The 18,286-nt window shown below is 38.5% G+C and carries 21 protein-coding genes; 4 read left to right on the forward strand and 17 right to left on the reverse strand.

The genetic code is table 11. The features are described from left to right. Positions 1-14: 14 nt before the first annotated feature. Positions 15-956: a YybS family protein gene (locus tag WKU33_RS14730; protein WP_188856947.1), complete on the reverse strand. Its 942-nt coding sequence runs from the start codon at positions 954-956 to the stop codon at positions 15-17. 640 nt (positions 957-1,596) lie between these two features. Between WKU33_RS14730 and WKU33_RS14735 the strand changes: the two genes are divergently transcribed. Further along, positions 1,597-2,094 carry a DUF1189 family protein gene (locus tag WKU33_RS14735; protein ID WP_156855349.1) on the forward strand — a complete coding sequence of 166 codons (498 nt, stop codon included), beginning with the start codon at positions 1,597-1,599 and terminating at the stop codon, positions 2,092-2,094. 92 nt (positions 2,095-2,186) lie between these two features. Next, positions 2,187-2,756, forward strand: a complete 570-nt coding sequence (locus WKU33_RS14740; protein WP_229782654.1) for a hypothetical protein — start codon at positions 2,187-2,189, stop codon at positions 2,754-2,756. A 57-nt stretch (positions 2,757-2,813) separates the two neighbouring features. Here WKU33_RS14740 and rpsR read toward each other — a convergent pair whose 3' ends face one another. From rpsR to WKU33_RS14770, 6 genes are all read right to left on the reverse strand, one after another. Next, positions 2,814-3,047, reverse strand: a complete 234-nt coding sequence (gene rpsR / locus WKU33_RS14745) for a 30S ribosomal protein S18 (protein WP_188856948.1) — start codon at positions 3,045-3,047, stop codon at positions 2,814-2,816. Between the two features lie 91 nt (positions 3,048-3,138). Further along, positions 3,139-3,675, reverse strand: a complete 537-nt coding sequence (ssb, locus tag WKU33_RS14750; protein ID WP_188856949.1) for a single-stranded DNA-binding protein — start codon at positions 3,673-3,675, stop codon at positions 3,139-3,141. A 15-nt stretch (positions 3,676-3,690) separates the two neighbouring features. Next, positions 3,691-3,978, reverse strand: a complete 288-nt coding sequence (rpsF, locus tag WKU33_RS14755; RefSeq protein WP_156855345.1) for a 30S ribosomal protein S6 — start codon at positions 3,976-3,978, stop codon at positions 3,691-3,693. Positions 3,979-4,133: 155 nt separating this feature from the next. After that, the gene (gene ychF, locus WKU33_RS14760; protein ID WP_340455346.1) at positions 4,134-5,234 is read right to left on the reverse strand and encodes a redox-regulated ATPase YchF; all 1,101 of its coding nucleotides are present in this window, start codon (positions 5,232-5,234) and stop codon (positions 4,134-4,136) included. Between the two features lie 260 nt (positions 5,235-5,494). Further along, positions 5,495-5,689 carry a DUF951 domain-containing protein gene (locus WKU33_RS14765; RefSeq protein ID WP_156855343.1) on the reverse strand — a complete coding sequence of 65 codons (195 nt, stop codon included), beginning with the start codon at positions 5,687-5,689 and terminating at the stop codon, positions 5,495-5,497. Between the two features lie 84 nt (positions 5,690-5,773). Beyond that, complete coding sequence (locus WKU33_RS14770) at positions 5,774-6,787, reverse strand: YkvI family membrane protein (RefSeq protein WP_340455349.1); 1,014 nt, start codon at positions 6,785-6,787, stop codon at positions 5,774-5,776. A 78-nt stretch (positions 6,788-6,865) separates the two neighbouring features. On the opposite strand from WKU33_RS14770, the gene yyaC reads away from it, so the two are divergent. After that, the gene (gene yyaC, locus WKU33_RS14775) at positions 6,866-7,483 is read left to right on the forward strand and encodes a spore protease YyaC (protein ID WP_156855341.1); all 618 of its coding nucleotides are present in this window, start codon (positions 6,866-6,868) and stop codon (positions 7,481-7,483) included. 150 nt (positions 7,484-7,633) lie between these two features. Next, on the forward strand, positions 7,634-7,858 hold the full coding sequence (locus tag WKU33_RS14780) for a hypothetical protein (RefSeq protein ID WP_156855340.1): 225 nt from the start codon (positions 7,634-7,636) through the stop codon (positions 7,856-7,858). A 55-nt stretch (positions 7,859-7,913) separates the two neighbouring features. Here the strand turns inward: WKU33_RS14780 and WKU33_RS14785 are convergent, their stop codons facing one another. From WKU33_RS14785 to rnpA, 10 genes are all read right to left on the reverse strand, one after another. Continuing rightward, the gene (locus WKU33_RS14785) at positions 7,914-8,618 is read right to left on the reverse strand and encodes a DUF554 domain-containing protein (protein WP_156855363.1); all 705 of its coding nucleotides are present in this window, start codon (positions 8,616-8,618) and stop codon (positions 7,914-7,916) included. A gap of 203 nt (positions 8,619-8,821) precedes the next feature. After that, positions 8,822-9,658, reverse strand: coding sequence for a ParB/RepB/Spo0J family partition protein (locus WKU33_RS14790; protein ID WP_156855339.1), 837 nt, complete (start codon positions 9,656-9,658; stop codon positions 8,822-8,824). Further along, positions 9,639-10,412: a ParA family protein gene (locus tag WKU33_RS14795; RefSeq protein ID WP_156855338.1), complete on the reverse strand. Its 774-nt coding sequence runs from the start codon at positions 10,410-10,412 to the stop codon at positions 9,639-9,641. Before WKU33_RS14795 ends, WKU33_RS14790 begins: the two co-directional genes overlap by 20 nt. Positions 10,413-10,615: 203 nt before the next feature. Further along, positions 10,616-11,476 (reverse strand): nucleoid occlusion protein, encoded by an 861-nt coding sequence (gene noc, locus WKU33_RS14800; RefSeq protein ID WP_156855337.1) that lies wholly within the window; start codon positions 11,474-11,476, stop codon positions 10,616-10,618. A gap of 247 nt (positions 11,477-11,723) precedes the next feature. Next, positions 11,724-12,440, reverse strand: coding sequence for a 16S rRNA (guanine(527)-N(7))-methyltransferase RsmG (rsmG, locus tag WKU33_RS14805; protein WP_156855336.1), 717 nt, complete (start codon positions 12,438-12,440; stop codon positions 11,724-11,726). Between the two features lie 41 nt (positions 12,441-12,481). Further along, positions 12,482-14,365, reverse strand: a complete 1,884-nt coding sequence (gene mnmG / locus WKU33_RS14810) for a tRNA uridine-5-carboxymethylaminomethyl(34) synthesis enzyme MnmG (protein ID WP_156855335.1) — start codon at positions 14,363-14,365, stop codon at positions 12,482-12,484. Positions 14,366-14,743: 378 nt separating this feature from the next. Then, complete coding sequence (mnmE, locus tag WKU33_RS14815; RefSeq protein ID WP_156855334.1) at positions 14,744-16,120, reverse strand: tRNA uridine-5-carboxymethylaminomethyl(34) synthesis GTPase MnmE; 1,377 nt, start codon at positions 16,118-16,120, stop codon at positions 14,744-14,746. 256 nt (positions 16,121-16,376) lie between these two features. Further along, entirely contained in the window at positions 16,377-16,991 is a 615-nt protein-coding gene (gene jag, locus WKU33_RS14820; RefSeq protein ID WP_156855333.1) for an RNA-binding cell elongation regulator Jag/EloR, read from the reverse strand. After that, positions 16,988-17,767, reverse strand: coding sequence for a membrane protein insertase YidC (gene yidC, locus WKU33_RS14825; protein WP_188856956.1), 780 nt, complete (start codon positions 17,765-17,767; stop codon positions 16,988-16,990). Before yidC ends, jag begins: the two co-directional genes overlap by 4 nt. A gap of 84 nt (positions 17,768-17,851) precedes the next feature. Further along, positions 17,852-18,196, reverse strand: a complete 345-nt coding sequence (rnpA, locus tag WKU33_RS14830; protein WP_156855332.1) for a ribonuclease P protein component — start codon at positions 18,194-18,196, stop codon at positions 17,852-17,854. Positions 18,197-18,286: the final 90 nt, after the last annotated feature.

Below are 18,286 nucleotides of genomic sequence, written 5' to 3' on the forward strand. Positions count from 1 at the left end.
GCTTCCATTAAAGGTTATTTATTTTTTTGAAGACGAGCCCTCAAATTTAACCCTATATCAATTATACCTAAGATTCTAACGAAATAAAGGAGAAATAATGGAAACAGGATGGTCAGCACAATACTTAAGATAGGAATTACCTTCGACCACTTCTTATAATGCGTAAAGAAGAAGATGAAAGAAAATCCTTGGATTACAAGCAGCATTTCTAAAATAATCAGTGCATTTTGTACACCGACATACATAATACTGTTCGGATCGGAACTGATCAAGGATGCGATAATGACGATTAAATAGAGCCAAATAATCGACGTCGGCAATTTTAAACTTCTAAATGGTGGAAAGTATAATTTTTTATTGTACATTCGGTTCAACAATTTATAACTAATCCACTGTGTTAGAAACGCTAAGAACACCGCGCTGATTGCAATGAAGGCTGGCATGAGCTTAATAAAGTACTGAATCTGCTCGATAAATAATGCCTCCATATCCACGGCTTCCCCTGATTCAAGACCTACCCCTTCCATAAGGGAAATATACCAATCCACTTGATCTGTTGCAATCGTTTCGATTTCCTGGACGAAATTCACACCCAGTAGAACTTGCGTGAAAGCAAGCGTAAATAACAGGCCCCCGATAAATCCTAACGTCCCGTAAGCCCATGTTTCATAAGCAGTCCGCTCTTTATTTATTGCATGTCCTATTAATAAACCTGCCGCTCCCATCATCAGTGTGAGCGGTAAGTAGATTACCGTCAGAATCATACTAATAAGAGAAGCGAAGACAACTACAAGCATTCCAGGCTTCACTCCATGTTTGGACGTATAGATGACAAAGGGAATTGGGAGTAGCACCATCATAAAGGTTGATAGAAAAGGTACTAAGGTACCGAACAGGAGAATAAGATATATTCCTGCTAGGAGTGCTCCTTCTGTCAGTTTTTTTGTATTGTTCATTTCTGGCATACACCTCAATTTTATATCTAATTATCACGGTACAACTATTCTTTAACTGCCCGCATCCAAGTAAGTGGAATCAAATCTACTCAGGCAGTAGAACACGGATAGTAACACCCTGATTAACTCCATTAGCATTCAGCTGGGCAATAAAACGCTCGCTGAATGAAGTTTTATTTTATGCTGTCCTCTTATCATAACATGAAAGCTATTTTTCTTTCGTGGTTAACGGTCGGAAATCTCAAACACGAACGAACAGATTTTTATTATTTTTATTGGGAAATCATTTTGTCACGTATTAACGGTCTGTAATACCCCCCACTTCTAAACATGAGAATAGCCTACATGTGAAGGTGGGGGAGGTACAGTCCGTAAATACCTGATTCGGTTCAACTAACATTCAGTGGGGAGGGAAGGAACCCCACTGAATGAAGTTTCACTTTATCCAAATGCCTCTATTTATTTCTTGTCGAAATTTCCCGAAATTATTTCCCGGGTAATAATTTACCGCATGATTTAACAGAACATTCATTCTAGTTGGATAGGTTTCCTTGGAAATAATTAATCACAATCAGAGCATTTCCTGCTGATTTCATCTATAATTAAGATGTATAAGTATGTTTAAATAAGGATGGAGCCAATGATTCTCATAGATGCATTTATTAATAGTTTAAAATTACCTAATAAAAATGCGATGTTCAAATTAAATCGAGTCGGAATGGATATCGTCGTATTCTACTTATTTATTTTGATTCTTATCGTCTCAATCCCACATCTTGTTCTGCAACTGCAAATGACAGATGGGCTTGCAGGTGGATTGCCAGTTATATTAAAATTAATCTATTTCTTTATGTTCTATTATTTACCACTGACAATCGCCGTATTCCTATTTATTTCCATCATGGCATATGTTGGGGTTGCAATTGCCAAACTGATGAAAAGGAAATTAAGGTATCAGATTATTTGGAAGCTGCTCGCTTTCACAACAACGATTCCTTTCTTTGCATATATGTTACTTGCATCACTTTTTCCAATCCGTGACAAGTACCTGCTACTAGCAATTGTTTATTCTTTCATTATGCTCATCTTCATGATCCTGAAATATCCAAAACGAAGAATAAGGAAGAAAGCTAAATAGAAATTTCTAGTTGGGGGTGTCCGTAAATTCAACCAAGGCAATTATTTATCTATATTATTTCAGTCTCACTTAATGCGTTAGGAAATAGTTTCATGATTGTAGCAAACTTTGGAAGTGCTCCCTGGACTTCCGCCGGAGAAAACTTAGCATATATCTTACCATTTTCCGTTGGGGTCTGTGTCATTATATTACATATGTTTTCCTTCCTGCTTAGTTACTTGATGAAAGTTAGACTCAGTTTGAAAATGATTGCTCAAAGTCTCATCCTCGCTTTTATATTTGGAGGCTTTATTGATTTATTCTTATACCTTCATCAGTTGGTCTACATTCCGGGTGATATGTTCATGCGTGGTTTGTACTTGTTTGTCGGCCTTAACTTCATTGCAATCGGAGTTAGTATTTATTTTCAAGCTGGATCTATTTACTTACCGACGGATTATTTATTGAAAGCATTCGGCAAGTTAATGAAAAATTATACAGTAGGAAATATCTTTTTTACAGCCGTACCGTTAGTAATTAGTATCGTCATTATTTTATATCGTTCAGAAATGACTGGGATCGGTATTGGTACTTTATTCTTCATGTTTGGGCTCGGATTTTTAATGGATATGTATAACCGGCTAATCCGTATCCGGAACATGGAAGTAAGAAGTAGTGATTAAGAAAGATAAAAACACCTCAAAACGAAGCGAAATCGTTTTGAGGTGTTTATTTTTATCTTACTCCGCAACAAACGGCAGAAGTGCCATTTGGCGAGCACGTTTGATAGCTACTGTTAGTTTACGCTGATATTTTGCAGAAGTTCCAGTTACACGACGAGGAAGAATTTTTCCACGTTCGGAAATGAAACGTCTTAATAAATCAACATCTTTATAGTCGATATGGGTAATACCGTTAGCTGTGAAATAACAAACTTTACGACGTCTACCACCACGTCCACGACGAGCTGCCATGAGCGATTACCTCCTTTGCTTTATTGTTTATTGTATTATTGATGTTCATCACGAACAGTTAAGTTAATTTTACAAGTGATTCTAATTACTATTAAAATGGCAAGTCATCATCCGAAATGTCAATTGGTTCTCCATTATTGCGGAATGGATCTTCCGTTGCTTGACCTTGACTCGGACCCTGGCCTTGATTTTGGTTCGGGCTTGGTTGGAACTGGCCTTGTCCACCAAACTGACTTTGATTTTGATTTTGAAATTGGTTCTGGTTCGGCTGGTATCCTGGTGCACCACCGCCTCTATCTTGAGAAGCATTTTTTGACTCCAGGAATTGAATGCTGTCTGCAACAACTTCAGTTACATAAACGGTTTTACCATCCTGACCTTCATACGTACGTGATTGCAAACGGCCATCAACACCGATCAAACTGCCTTTTCTCATAAAGTTTGCAAGGTTTTCCGCTTGGCGGCGCCACACGACACCATTAATAAAATCTGCCTCACGTTCTCCCTGCTGATTAGAAAAAGGACGGTTCACTGCGATATTGAAGTTAGCCACTGCTATTCCGTTTGGTGTATAACGTAAATCAGGATCCCTTGTTAACCTGCCTACTAATACGACACGATTTAACATCAGAACCACTCCTTATTATTGTTCATCTCGAATTGTCATATGACGGACAATATCATCAGAGAACTTAGCTAGACGGTCGAATTCGTTAACTGCTTCTTCACCGCCAGTGAAGTTAATGACAACATAATATCCATCGCGGTACTCATTGATTTCATAAGCAAGACGACGCTTGCCCATCTCATCAACTTTTGTGATCTCCGCGCCATTATCTGTAAGAATTTTGTTGAAACGCTCAATTAAGTTTGTTTGCGCCTCTTCTTCAATGTCTGGGCGGATGATATACATGGTTTCATATTTGTTCATCCGTTACACCTCCTTTTGGTCTTAGCGGCTTCCAGAATAACTCTGGGAGCAAGGAGCAATTTATAAAATATAATTACTCACAATAAGATATTATACCAAACTATTTTTCATTAAACAAGGTTTCGAGATCCTTTTTTTACGTTTATCCTAGAGCATTACACATTAAAGCGGAAATGGATCACATCGCCGTCCTGAACAATATAATCTTTTCCTTCTAAACGGATTCTCCCGTTTTCTCTTGCAATTGCCATTGAACCTGCTTCTAACAAATCATCATAAGATACCGTCTCAGCACGGATAAATCCTCTCTCAAAGTCTGTATGGATAATTCCTGCTGCTTGCGGTGCTTTAATTCCTTTTCTAAACGTCCAAGCGCGCACTTCCTGCTCACCTGCAGTAAAGTATGTGCCGAAGCCTAATAAATTGTAGGAGGCTTTGATAAGCTTATCAAGGCCTGACTCTGCAATGCCCAGTTCTTCTAGGAACATGTCCTTTTCGTCAGGATCCAGTTCAGCAATCTCTTCTTCAATTTTTGCACAAACGACTATGACTTCTGCATTTTCTTGCGCGGCATATTCTTTCACCTTTTGCACATTTTCATTCGCATCAGGGTCAGCAACTTCATCTTCTTTCACATTTGCAACATATAGGATTGGTTTGTTTGTAAGGAGATGCAGTCCTTTTACAATTTTATCCTGATCTTCATTGAATTCGACTGTACGTGCTGGCTGGTCATTTTCGAGTGCTTCTTTTAGCTTGGACAATACTTCGAATTCCTGTAGTGAATCTTTATCCTTCTGTCTAGCCAGCTTTTCCACCCGCTGATAACGTTTCTCTACAGTTTCCAAGTCTGCTAAGATTAATTCTAAGTTAATGATCTCGATATCATCAATCGGATCGACTTTTCCAGATACATGGGTAATATTCTCATCTTCAAAACAACGGACGACCTGACAAATAGCATCCACTTGACGAATATGGGATAGGAATTGGTTACCAAGTCCCTCTCCCTTACTTGCCCCTTTTACAATTCCAGCGATATCCGTAAATTCAAATGCGGTCGGTACCGTTTTCTTCGGTTTTACAAGTTCAGTTAATTTATCTAGACGCTCATCAGGTACTTCCACTACACCGACGTTTGGATCGATTGTTGCGAACGGATAGTTTGCTGCTTCAACCCCTGCCTGTGTAATAGCGTTGAATAATGTAGATTTTCCAACGTTCGGAAGCCCGACGATTCCTGCTGTAAGGCTCATTAAAATTCCACTCCTTAAGGATTTCTTTCGTGACGAACGCGTTCGTTACTCTAAGTATAGTATAAGTAATAGGAAAAGGAAAAAACTAAAAAAAGAAAAATAGGTAACAAATTGTACCTACTTTTATCATTTGCGTGCAATATTTACGTTTTCCTAGACTACTCTTCTATTATCATACTATCTAATTCAGATATTTATCAAATTTAATTCTTTTGCGGAAAAATTAGAGGGACAAATGTTCCAACCCTCTTGTCCCGAATTTATTCGGCTTTCTCGAGGACTTTTTTCAGTTTTTTGGTAAATTCCCGGCGAGGGATCATGACGCTGTGATCGCAACCTTGGCATTTGATTCGGATATCCATACCCATACGGATGATCTTCCAGCGGTTTTCTCCACAAGGATGCGGTTTTTTCATTTCGACAATATCATTTAATGCAAACTCTTTATCCGCCAATCTGATGCCTCCTTTTTCATTCGTACAACGTGAAATAGTCTATCTCTATTATACCTATGTTTTAGTGTTTGTTACAATTAATATTCACCTATTATCCTTCCCTATTGGATAAAGGAGTAATTTTACTAATATATATAAATTCAATATTCCGTATAGTGGGTAAATAAAAGCAACAAGTTGGGTAAAGCTGATGAGACTGAATGGGAGCATAATCACTAACATAATCGTAGCCATTTTTAATAAAGAAAAACCGTATTTTTTATTTACTCTAGTAATCATTCCGAGTAAGGTCGCTGCAGCCGTTGTGTATATTGCAAGCCAAAGCATGAGCATCATCACGACGATTACAACTTGTCCATAATTATTAATGATTAAATAAAGCGGGATAGCAGGTAATTCCACTTGTTTGGCAAGCTCCGTTAAGCTTGTATTATAAATAAACGTGATAAACCCAAGAATGAGACCACTTGAAATCGAAGCAATATATATTTCCCCTTTGGATTTAATTCGATTGCCGATTGCCCCCAGAACGGCAATTAACGGTAAAATATTTAATGCAGTAAATGGAAAAGCGGCCGTCCAGTTATCCTGACTATCCCAATTACTTTGAAATGATATCTCTTCTCCTTTTATGAAAACAAGTAAAATAACAAAAAGCGCAATTATCAATAATGGCATTAATAATTGATTAATATTTAATAATTCACCAATTCCTTTACTAAAAATAATCATAAGACCTGCAAAAATAAAGATAGTTCCCCACCAGAACGGGATTCCAAATGACTCAAACGTCGCCCCACTCCCAGCAATCATCACGACAGTTACACAAAAAAGATAAATGAAGATTAAATAATCATAAACAACTGCCAACTTCTTTCCTGTTAATTGATGAAGAACTGGCACATAATTCGTACTCTGTAATTTATAACTGATATTTAAAATCGTTATCGTACATAATATAAAGAAACCCGTGAACAAAAGAATAGCAAGTCCACTTCCCGCACCAAAAAATTGCCAGATTTCCCTCCCAGACGCATAACCAGCCCCCATTACTGCACCTGTTATTAGAAACATATTTTTCATCCCTGCACGAACCATCCTTATTCCTCCGCTCACGATGTATAGTTTTCAGAAAAATGCCATATACTATACCAATATGTTTTTGGAGGATAAGCTATGAATCAGAAACCGTCCGAGCAAAAGAATTTCAACTATCGAATTCACTATAATGAAGAACAAGTTATCGATAAAGTTAGCGAAAAGATTATTTCCTGGTTCCCTAGATTACCGCGCGAATACATTGTCGTCTGTATTGGAACCGACCGTTCGACTGGGGATGCGCTTGGACCTTTAACCGGCACATTACTGACCGCAAAAAAACCACAACACTTTAATATTTATGGCACCCTCCATCAACCGGTTCATGCGACAAATTTAATGGAATATATCGCTGAAATTAAGAATAAGCATCGACATCCATTCATTATTGCAGTCGATGCCTGTTTAGGGAGAAATACGTCGATTGGGCATTTAATAACAGGTATTGGACCTTTAAAGCCTGGTGCAGCTTTAAAGAAAGCACTACCGGAGATTGGGGATATTCATCTTACAGGGGTTGTGAACTCTGGTGGTTTTATGGATCACGCAGTTTTACAAAGCACAAGATTATCGATGGTGATGGACATGGCGGAAACGATCGCTGAATTACTTAATATCATCGATCAACAACTAAGTCCTAGTTTTATCCGCCCTGCTGTTCTACGCAATCATCCGGAAAGAAATCAAATGATTTAATATCATTTACCCTACTCTTCCTTGATTTCAACTTTATTTATTTGTATTCTCTTGTTAGAGTCATAGATAATAGTACACTTTATTATCTAAAAAACTCTGACTGGAGGTTTTATCATCAATATAGAATGGGTAGTTATCGTTTCATTAATCATGAACGGTGTTCTTCTTCTGCTTATTTATGGACAAAGTAAACAAATAAATCGATTGGAGGAGCAGAACAAACAATCGCTTCACATAGAGAATGATGAGGAATTCATTCAATCGGTAAAAGAAAAGATTGCCACGGTTGGCGATGTGAAAACTGTAAAGTATGTACGTGAGGAAAAAGGTCTCTCGTTAATTGACGCTAAAAAATTCGTAGATCAGTTAAAATAGACAAAAAATAGAGCCACATTGTATAGTGACTCTATTTTTGTCTATCTTATGTAATCTAAAACAATTGAAAAGCATAATAAATCAGTACAACAAGTAATAGTGCAGGCATTAAGTTGGCAACTCGGATTTCTTTGATTTTCAATAAATTTAAACCGATTGCAACAATCAGCAAACCCCCGACCGATGTTATTTCAAGTATTAATCCTTCCAGCATAGCTTCTGGCACCCACTTTTCAATCTGGGTAGCAAATAAAGTAATCGCACCTTGGTATAGTATAAGCGGGATAACGGAAAAGAGAACGCCAAATCCTAATGTCGTCGTTAAAACGAGTGCTGTAAAACCATCAATAATACCTTTTGTAATAAGAACTTCATGGTCTCCCCTTATTCCACTATCAAGTGCTCCAATTATCGCCATCGCACCGATACAGAAAATCATCGTTCCTGTAATAAATCCTTGAGAAACACTGATTGTATCATCTTTTGTCGTGAATTTACTTCCTAACCACATACCCAATCTGTTTAAAGCATCCTCTATCCGAAAGAACTCCCCTATTATTGCACCAAACAATAAAGAAATGAGGACAATTACAATATTCTCAGTGGAAAAGGCCATTTGTAAACCAATCAAGATAACAGCAAGCCCAATCCCGTGCATAACCGTTTCTTTATATTTCTCTGGAATGCGAGTAAAAAACATCCCAAAAATACTTCCGATTACAATTAATAATCCATTCACAATTGTTCCAAACAGTACCATCATTTACACCTTCATGTTATTTACTTGTTCCACGTGGAACATAAAAAGAAATGCTTACACCTATCCGAATGTTTCACGTGGAACATCTTTAATGATCAGTTCACTTTTAAAGATTGCCTTTGGGCTGACCGCCTTTGATCCTTACGTGATTTTCATTTAAATGGATAAAGAAGGACCAACAATGGAGTCGTTGGTCCTTCCTCTTATTTTTCAAGAAATTCGATGATGCGTTGCAAATCATCATCATTGTAAAATTCAATTTCAATTTTACCTTTTTTCTTTCCTTGTTTTATCGTGACAGATGTTCCTAACCGATCACGCAGAATTGCTTCTCGTTCTTGAATAAATACGTTTTTCTTCGGTTTTTCCTTGCGCACCTGCTTCTTCTCATTTAATTCTATGACAAGTTTTTCCACTTGCCTTACATTCAGCTTCTCTTTACGGATTTTATCAACAAGCTGCATTAATTTACCTTTATCTTTTAAACCAATTAATGCTTTGCCATGGCCCATGGACAACTCACCATTATTAATATAAGCAACAACTTGTTCCGGCAAAGATAATAATCGAACAGTATTAGCAATGTGGGACCTGCTCTTCCCAAGACGTTTTGACAATTCTTCTTGAGTGATTTTGAGCTCATCCATTAGATTGCGATAAGCATGGGCTTCTTCTATCGGAGTCAAATCTTCCCGCTGCAAGTTCTCTAGCAAAGCAAGTTCCATCATTCGCTCATCGGAAAGTTCTTTTACGACGACTGGAATAGTTTCCATGCCAGCTTCTTTCGCTGCACGAAATCGTCTCTCCCCTACTACGATTTCATAACCTTTGATGCTTTTTCGTACAATTAAAGGCTGGATAATTCCGTATTCTAAAATACTTGTCTTTAATTCTTCAATCGCATCCGCATGAAATGTTTTCCTTGGTTGATACGGATTTGGGCGACATTCACTGATTGCTATTTCTTCGACCCTATGTTCTTCTTGCTCACCCATATCGGGAAAGTACACTTCTAGACCTCTACCCAACCCTTTCGCCACTCTGCATCACTTCCTTTGCTAATTCAAGATACACTTCTGCTCCCTTTGACTTCGGATCATAGTTTATAATTGGCTGGCCGTGACTCGGTGCTTCACTCAATCTTATATTTCGTGGAATGATAGATTTATACACCTTTTCCTGGAAATATTTTTTCACTTCGGCTACGACTTCAATTCCAAGGTTTGTTCGTGCATCAAGCATTGTTAGTAAAACACCTTCAATCATCAAATGCTTGTTTAAATGCTTCTGTACAAGTCTAATGGTGTTTAAGAGCTGACTTAACCCTTCTAAAGCGTAATACTCACATTGTACTGGAATGATGACGGAGTTGGAGGCGGTTAATGCGTTAAGCGTAAGAAGACCTAATGATGGTGGACAATCGATAATGATATAATCATATTCCTCTTGAAGTTGTTCTAATGCTTTACTCAACCGCATTTCTCTCGACATAATCTGTACTAACTCTATTTCTGCTCCAGCAAGTTGAATCGTTGCAGGTATTATATCTAAGTTGACCATATCAGTGGAAACAATTACATCTTCTGCAGGAACTTCTTCAACAAGTACGTTATAAATACAGTGCGACACATCGGCTTTATTAACCCCTACCCCACTTGTTGCATTACCTTGTGGGTCTGTATCGATCAGAAGAACTTTATTTCCTAAAGAAGCCAGTCCCGCGCTCAAGTTGACTGAAGATGTAGTTTTTCCGACGCCACCTTTTTGATTTGCGATGGACATTATTTTTCCCATGTTGACACCTACCTAAAAAATATACTATTTATTTTATCATTAAATACTAGAGTTAGACTATTAATTTATTAATCTTATAGAAATTGATTCGAACTTACTAGTGAATAATCGAGTGGATTAAGCTGCTTAAATTCTTGCAGAAATACCCATCTCAAGCGAAAAGATGGGTATTCTAAATGGATACAAGCAATTTACAAGTATCATTACTGATTATTTTTCGGAATTTTAATCGTAATTTGATAGTAGTCATCCATCTCCTGCTCATTCGATTCGACTTTGACTCCGGTATCGGAAACCATCGAGAGGGATTGACGGATCGTGTTCATTGCAATGCGGATATCTTTATTAATTCCTTTTAATTGGGCCCGTTTCCGTTTCGGGGCTTCATTTTTCTCATTCAATGCAGCTATTCTTTCTTCCGTCTGTTTCACATTCAGGTCTTGTTCGATAATCAACTGCAGAATTTCCAATTGCTTTGTTTCGTCTTTCACTTTAATAAGCGCCCGTGCATGTCTTTCAGTTATCACTTTTTGTAAAAGCGCTTCTTGAACAGGTTCAGGTAACTTTAACAACCTTAATTTATTTGCGATCGTTGATTGATTTTTACCTAAACGTTGTGCAAGTGCTTCTTGTGTCAAGGAATGAAGCTCCAATAATTGGGCATATGCCCTTGCCTCCTCAATAACTGTAAGCTCCTCCCGCTGAAGGTTCTCAATTAAAGCTACAGAAGCCGTTTCCGTATCGGACATTTCACGAATGATTGCTGGTATTTGCTCCCATTCCAGGAAAGTTACCGCTCGCCATCTACGCTCACCAGCAATGAGTTCGTATCGTTCCCCATCCAGCTTTCTTACAACAATTGGCTGAATCATTCCATGCGTGTGAATGGTTTGCGCTAATTCTTGTATCTTTTCATCATCGAAAATCGTTCTTGGTTGAAATCGGTTTGGTTCAATTTTTTCAACTTCTAATTCGATGACTTCATTAGGGTGGAATTCTGTTTCTTCAGCCTTCGAATTCGATTTATCCCCTATTCCAAAAAACCGATTAAAAGGACTCACCACTAGTTGACACCACCTTACATACTTTTACGCTAAATTAGTGCATGATGTTAAAATGTTCCACGTGAAACATTTTATCTTACTCTATGAGTCTCTGATCTCTCTATCTTCTAATATTCTACCATAATTACGTAATAAAAGGACCTATTTCGTAATATTTATACGTGTTCCATTAATAAAGTACAATCTAACCGTATCCCTATCTGGAAAAAAAGAATTGCCCACTAATGTTCATCAGCGGGCAAAAGTTTTATTCGATTGGATTTTTATTCGGTGTGCCAGGTTTGCGTGGATATTTCTTCGGTGTTTTTCTACGTTTTTCAATCCAATAGATTGTTCTTTCGCTATCTTCTTGTGGCAATGTGAACGTTTTTTGATCAATTGTTTTGCCACCGAATAATTCAATTGCATTTTTTGCAATTTCGAGTTCCTCTTCAGCCTGAGCTCCTTTTAAAGCAACGAATATACCGTTTTTCTTCACTAGTGGTAAGCAAAGTTCACTTAATACGGACATTCTTGCAACAGCGCGGGCCGTTACAATATCATAATTCTCCCGGAACTTTGCATTCTTCCCGAAACTCTCTGCGCGATCATGGTAAAAAGATACGCCTTCAAGATCTAGCGCAGTAGCAAGATGATTCAGGAAGACAATTCGTTTTTGTAAGGAATCCACGATTGTTACTTTCAATTGCGGGAAGCAAATTTTTAATGGAATGCTGGGAAATCCCGCTCCAGCACCTATATCGCAAATTGTTTGTTCACCGGAAAAATCTTGATAGAATGCAGGAGTAATTGAATCATAAAAATGCTTCAAATAAACCTCCTCTTCAGCGGTAATTGCTGTAAGGTTCACTTTTTCATTCCATTCCACCAAGGTTTCGTAATAAATAGCGAATTGATTCATCTGTTCAGCGGTTAATTCAATCCCCTGCTCCGAGAGTGCTTGTCGAAACTGTTCTGGATTCATCTAAAGATTACGCTCCTTTACACTCGTGTTAACGTGCTTGTTTAGTTAGCAACTCTTGCTATATTCCCTTGTTCAATATAAACAAGCAAAATTGAAATGTCGGCTGGGTTTACGCCGGATATCCGGGATGCTTGCCCAACTGATAATGGCCGAATTCTCTTCAGCTTCTCTTTCGCTTCTGAAGCAAGGCCATTGATTTCGTCATAATCGATATCCTCAGGGATTTTCTTATCTTCCATCTTCATCATTCGCTCGACTTGTTCGTTCGACTTTTTAATATATCCTTCATATTTGATCCGAATATAGACCTGTTCACGTGCTTCTTCATCTAATGCCTCGTTCGATTCAATTATTTGATCGATAAAGTTATAGTTTACTTCCGGACGTTTCAACAAGTCATATGCATTTGTTGCATCTTTTAATGGTGTTGAATGGATTGTCTCAAGTAGATGATTCGCTTGTTCTGGTTTAATAATAATTTTTTTCAATCGTTTCAGCTCTTCTTTTACGAGTCGTTTCTTTTCCATTAATTTGTTATAGCGTTCTTCAGAGATCAAGCCGATTTCATAACCGATTTCTGTTAATCTCATATCCGCATTGTCATGACGGAGAAGCAAGCGATATTCGGCACGGGATGTTAATAAACGGTATGGTTCATTCGTCCCTTTTGTTACGAGGTCGTCAATAAGTACACCGATATAGCCCTGCGAACGGTCAAGAATAACGGGTTCTTTTCCAAGGACCTTTGAAGCAGCGTTAATTCCTGCCATTATTCCTTGACCAGCCGCCTCTTCATATCCGGATGTACCGTTAATTTGCCCAGCGGTAAAGAGACCTGGGATGCTCTTCGTTTCAAGTGTCGGCCATAATTGTGTTGGTGTGACGACATCATACTCAATTGCATAGCCTGGACGCATAATTTCTGCTTTCTCCAGTCCTGGGATTGTTTTAATCATTTCATACTGAATGTTTTCCGGTAGAGAAGTCGATAACCCTTGAACATAAACTTCTTCCGTATCTCTTCCTTCAGGTTCAAGGAAAATTTGATGACGGGGTTTATCGTCAAAACGGACAATTTTATCCTCGATCGATGGACAATAACGTGCACCTGTCCCTCGCTTCACACCAGAATACATGGAGGAAAGTCCTAAATTATTGTTAATGATTCCATGTGTGTTTTCATTCGTGTGTGTTAACCAGCATGGTAGCTGGTCGATAATTTTCGTCGTTGTTTCATAAGAGAAATTACGCGGATTCTCATCTCCTGGTTGAATTTCCGTTTTCGAGTAATCAATCGTATGACTATTTACCCGTGGAGGGGTACCTGTTTTGAATCGCTTCAGTTTAAAACCAAGTTCCTCCAGATTTTCGGAAAGATTCACGGAAACACGCTGATTATTTGGACCACTTTCATATTCCAAATGACCCATTAATACTTTTCCGCGCATAAAAGTTCCTGTTGTAATGATAACTGCTTCAGCACGGTATTCCGCTTCCGTTTCCGTCACAACACCTTTACAAATACCGTCCTCAATGATTAGTGAATCAACCATTCCTTGACGAAGGGTTAAGTTTTCCTGATTCTCTACCAGTTTTCTCATTTCCTTCATGTAGACGGTTTTGTCAGCTTGTGCCCGTAAAGCTTGTACAGCAGGTCCTTTTCTTGTATTTAACATTCGCATTTGAATGGATGCTTTATCAATTACCTTCCCCATGACACCACCGAGGGCATCTATTTCGCGAACAACAATCCCTTTTGCCGGTCCGCCGATGGAAGGATTACATGGCATAAATGCAAGCATATCAATATTAAGAGTTAGCATCAGCGTTTTTGCGCCTCTTTTTGCTGCAGCAACTGCCGCTTCAACCCCGGCATGGCCTGCCCCAACAACGATTATATCGTAATTTCCTGCGTTAAAACTCATTTCATTCACCCTTTCTATGCTCAAAAGTGGAAGCGCCCTTGCAGGCTAAAAACGCGATTCGTTTCGCAACGCCTGGGACTGCGATTACTCGTCCCACCGAAGAGCGTTTGCACTAGCACATCCTGTGCGTCGTAGCGACGTACGGACTTCCTATTTTACCCGTACGAGATAAAGGAAACATGCCCCTTTAGGGGTCTGTTGAGCTTTAGCCCGTAATTAAGCGGCCTTCCTTTAGTTTCGAGCTGATGTTGAATTATCGCGTCATGAGGTGAAGGAAGTCTCGCTAGTCGCTGGGCGCTGGAACTGGACGTGGCCTAAAATATTTTCATCCACAATTGAACATTTATATGATTTTTATACTATCCTCTAAACAAGGTTTTATTTTCCTAAACAGAATTGAGAAAACAACTGGTCGATGAGACTGTCGCTTGCTGTATCTCCAACAATTTCACCTAAAATCTCCCACGTTCTCGTTACATCAATCTGAACAATATCAAGTGGCATTCCTAGTTCAATTCCTTCCATGGCATCCTCAAGCGCCTGCTTTGCTTGCTTAAGGAGCTGGATATGGCGAATATTGGAGACATAAGTCATATCGCCTGTATCGATTTCACCTTCGAAAAAGGTTGACGCAATTGCTTTTTCTAACTTATCTACTCCTTCTTCCACTACTAAAGAAGTCGTAATTACTGGACGGTCTCCCGCTAATTCCTTCACCTTTTCAAGGTCAACTTTTTGTTCCAAATCAGTCTTATTGACGATTACAATATAATCAAGTCCTTGTACCGTTTCGAATAATTTCATATCCTCTTCTGTTAACTCTTCATTGAAGTTTAATACGAAAAGGATTAAATCCGATTCTTGCAATACTTGACGGGAACGCTCGACACCGATTTTTTCAACAATATCTTCTGTCTCTCTAATACCTGCAGTATCAACGAGACGAAGCGGTACACCGCGGACATTCACATATTCTTCAATTATATCACGAGTTGTTCCTGGAACATCGGTGACAATTGCTTTATTTTCCTGAACGAGGGTATTCATCAAAGAGGATTTTCCAACGTTTGGACGGCCTATGATCGCAGTAGCAATCCCTTCACGGAGTATTTTCCCTTGATTGGCCACTTCAAGCAGCTCATTGATCCGCTTGTGGACTTCTCTTGAATTCGTCCGCATCATTTCATGACTCATCTCTTCAACATCATCATATTCCGGATAATCGATATTTACTTCCACATGAGCAACGGTTTCGAGAAGTTCCTGACGTAATTCAGTAATCAGTTTCGATAATCTCCCGTCCATTTGCTTCACTGCAACAGACATTGCTTTATCTGTTTTCGCGCGGATCAAGTCCATGACAGCTTCCGCTTGCGATAAATCTATTCTTCCATTAAGAAAAGCACGTTTTGTAAATTCCCCGGGCTCTGCCAGACGTGCTCCTTTTGACAATATAATATCTAATACTTTATTAACTGCTACCATTCCACCATGGCAATTGATTTCTACTATATCTTCACGCGTAAAAGTTTTCGGTGCCCGCATAACAGAAACCATTACTTCATCTACAATGTCGCGCGTGTTAGGGTCGATAATTCTCCCATAATTAATTGTATGGGTTGCTACCTCACGAAGATCCTTACCTGTAAAAAGTTCATTTGTGATGGTGATTGCTTCCGGCCCGCTCAAACGCACGATCGCAATTGCACCTTCTCCAATTGGTGTTGAAATCGCAGTAATTGTATCTGTCGTCATTGCTACACCTCCAACTAGTTTTATCATTAAATTAGTGCATTATCTAGTAAACGTCACTAACAAAAAAGAATAACACAAATCACCAAGAAAATAAAGTTATCCACATCAACTTTTCTTGGATGATAACGATTTGAAGTTATTGCATACTATCCACATGTGGATAATCAAATTGGGACAAATGCTCTGACCCCATGTCCCAATTTTTAAGGCATAAAAAAATCACCCTGTTTTCAAGGGTGATTGCAAGTTTATTTATTTATGGCTTGATCACAATATGCCGGTGTGGTTCCTGTCCATCGGAATAGGTTGTGATGCCATCTGATTCTTGGAGTGCGCTATGAATGATTTTTCTTTCAAAAGCTGGCATCGGTTCGAGTGCGACTTTTTTATTTAAGCGTTTCGCTTTATCCGCCATTTTATGGGCGAGCGATTCAAGCGTTTCGCGTCTGCGCTCTCGGTACCCTTCCGCATCCAAGGTTACGGTATAATATGTTTCTTTCTGTTTATTGATTGCAAGATGAGCTAAATACTGTAAGGCATTGAGTGTTTGTCCGCGTTTCCCAATGAGAATTGCGATATTTTCGCCATCCATTTGGAAAGTTACATGATTCTCTTCTACCGTTGATGTAATTTCAACGTTAACATTCATATTTCTTGTAACTTCTTTCAAGAAATTCTCCGTTTCCTTAATTGGATCTAGTTTTACCTTAACTTTAACGATTGCCGGCTTTGCTCCAATTAAACCAAGAATTCCTTTTCTACCTTCATCGATAATCTCAATTTCAACACGGTCCTCAGTCGTGTCTAACTGCTGTAGAGCTGATTGTACAGCTTCTTCAACTGTTGAACCGCTAGCAGTTATTTCTCTCACTTTTTGTCTCCTCCAGTATCGGTATTCGTCATCATTGGTTTATTGATTAGTAATGTTTGTAAAACCATAAAGATATTACCTGTTACCCAGTATAGCGCAAGTGCTGCTGGGAAGAAGAACGACATAACACCAATCATGATTGGCATCATATAAAGCATTAAATTCATTTGCATTGCCATTTGTGGATTCTGCGATGCTGCTGTATTTGTTGACATCATAATCTTTTGCTGGAGGAATGTGAATCCAGCAACGAGAAATGGTAAAACATAGTCTGGTGAACCGAGTTCGAACCATAAGAAATTGTATTGACTGATTTCTGTTGTCCGTCTGATTGCATGGAACATCGCAATTAAGACCGGCATCTGAACAAAAATTGGTAAACACCCTGCCAGCGGATTCACACCATTTCGCTGGAACAGCTCCATCGTTTCCTGCTGTAGTTTTTGTTGGGTGTTAGCATCTTTGGAACTGTATTTTTTCTGCAGCTCTTGCAATTTCGGTTGGATTTCCTGCATTGCTTTTGAACTTTTTATTTGTTTTATACTTAATGGTAAAATTAATAGACGAATTAATATAGTAACGATAATAATTGAAAGACCATAACTATTATTGAAGATTTCAGCTAATTTTATGATGACCCATGAAAGCGGATATACAAAAATCGTGTTCCAAATTCCTTCACTTTCTGCAGTGATTGGTTGATCGATTTCATTACAGCCTGCAAGCATCAGCGCGAGTCCGATCATCGCAAATAGCAGTATATATTTTTTGCGCAACATTTTTCCTCCTTAGCTTGTACGTGAAACTCTATTTGCTATTTTATCCTAATTGCGAATAAGATTCTATGTTTAACTTGTTTTTTATTTATTTTTCAAAAGTCGCTGCTTATATAATAAATGGCTTAAACTTTTCTTCATTTCATAGAAGCCCATATTTTTCGTAGGTTGCCTCGCAATAATGACCATATCTACTGTCGGTTTAATGTCTGCTTCCAGTTCATGAAAGGCTTGGCGCAAATAGCGTTTAATCTGATTTCTTTTCACGGCATTACCGATTTTTTTCCCGACAGATAGGCCAATCCGAAAGTGTTCTTGTCCCGGTTTTTCGGCATAATAAATGACAAGCTGACGGTTTGCGAATGATTTTCCGTGCTTGAATATGTATTGAAATTCGTTATTTTTTTTAATCCTATATGCTTTTTTCATTACACTTCACCTTTATTGCTCTCTAGCTTGTCTTATATTTATGAAGCACTCATTTAAGGAAGTCCTCAAATGAGCGCTTCCACTTTTCTA

The organism is Oceanobacillus sp. HCA-5259 (assembly GCF_037892815.1).
In the GTDB taxonomy this organism is placed as follows: Bacteria; Bacillota; Bacilli; order Bacillales; family Amphibacillaceae; genus Oceanobacillus; species Oceanobacillus indicireducens.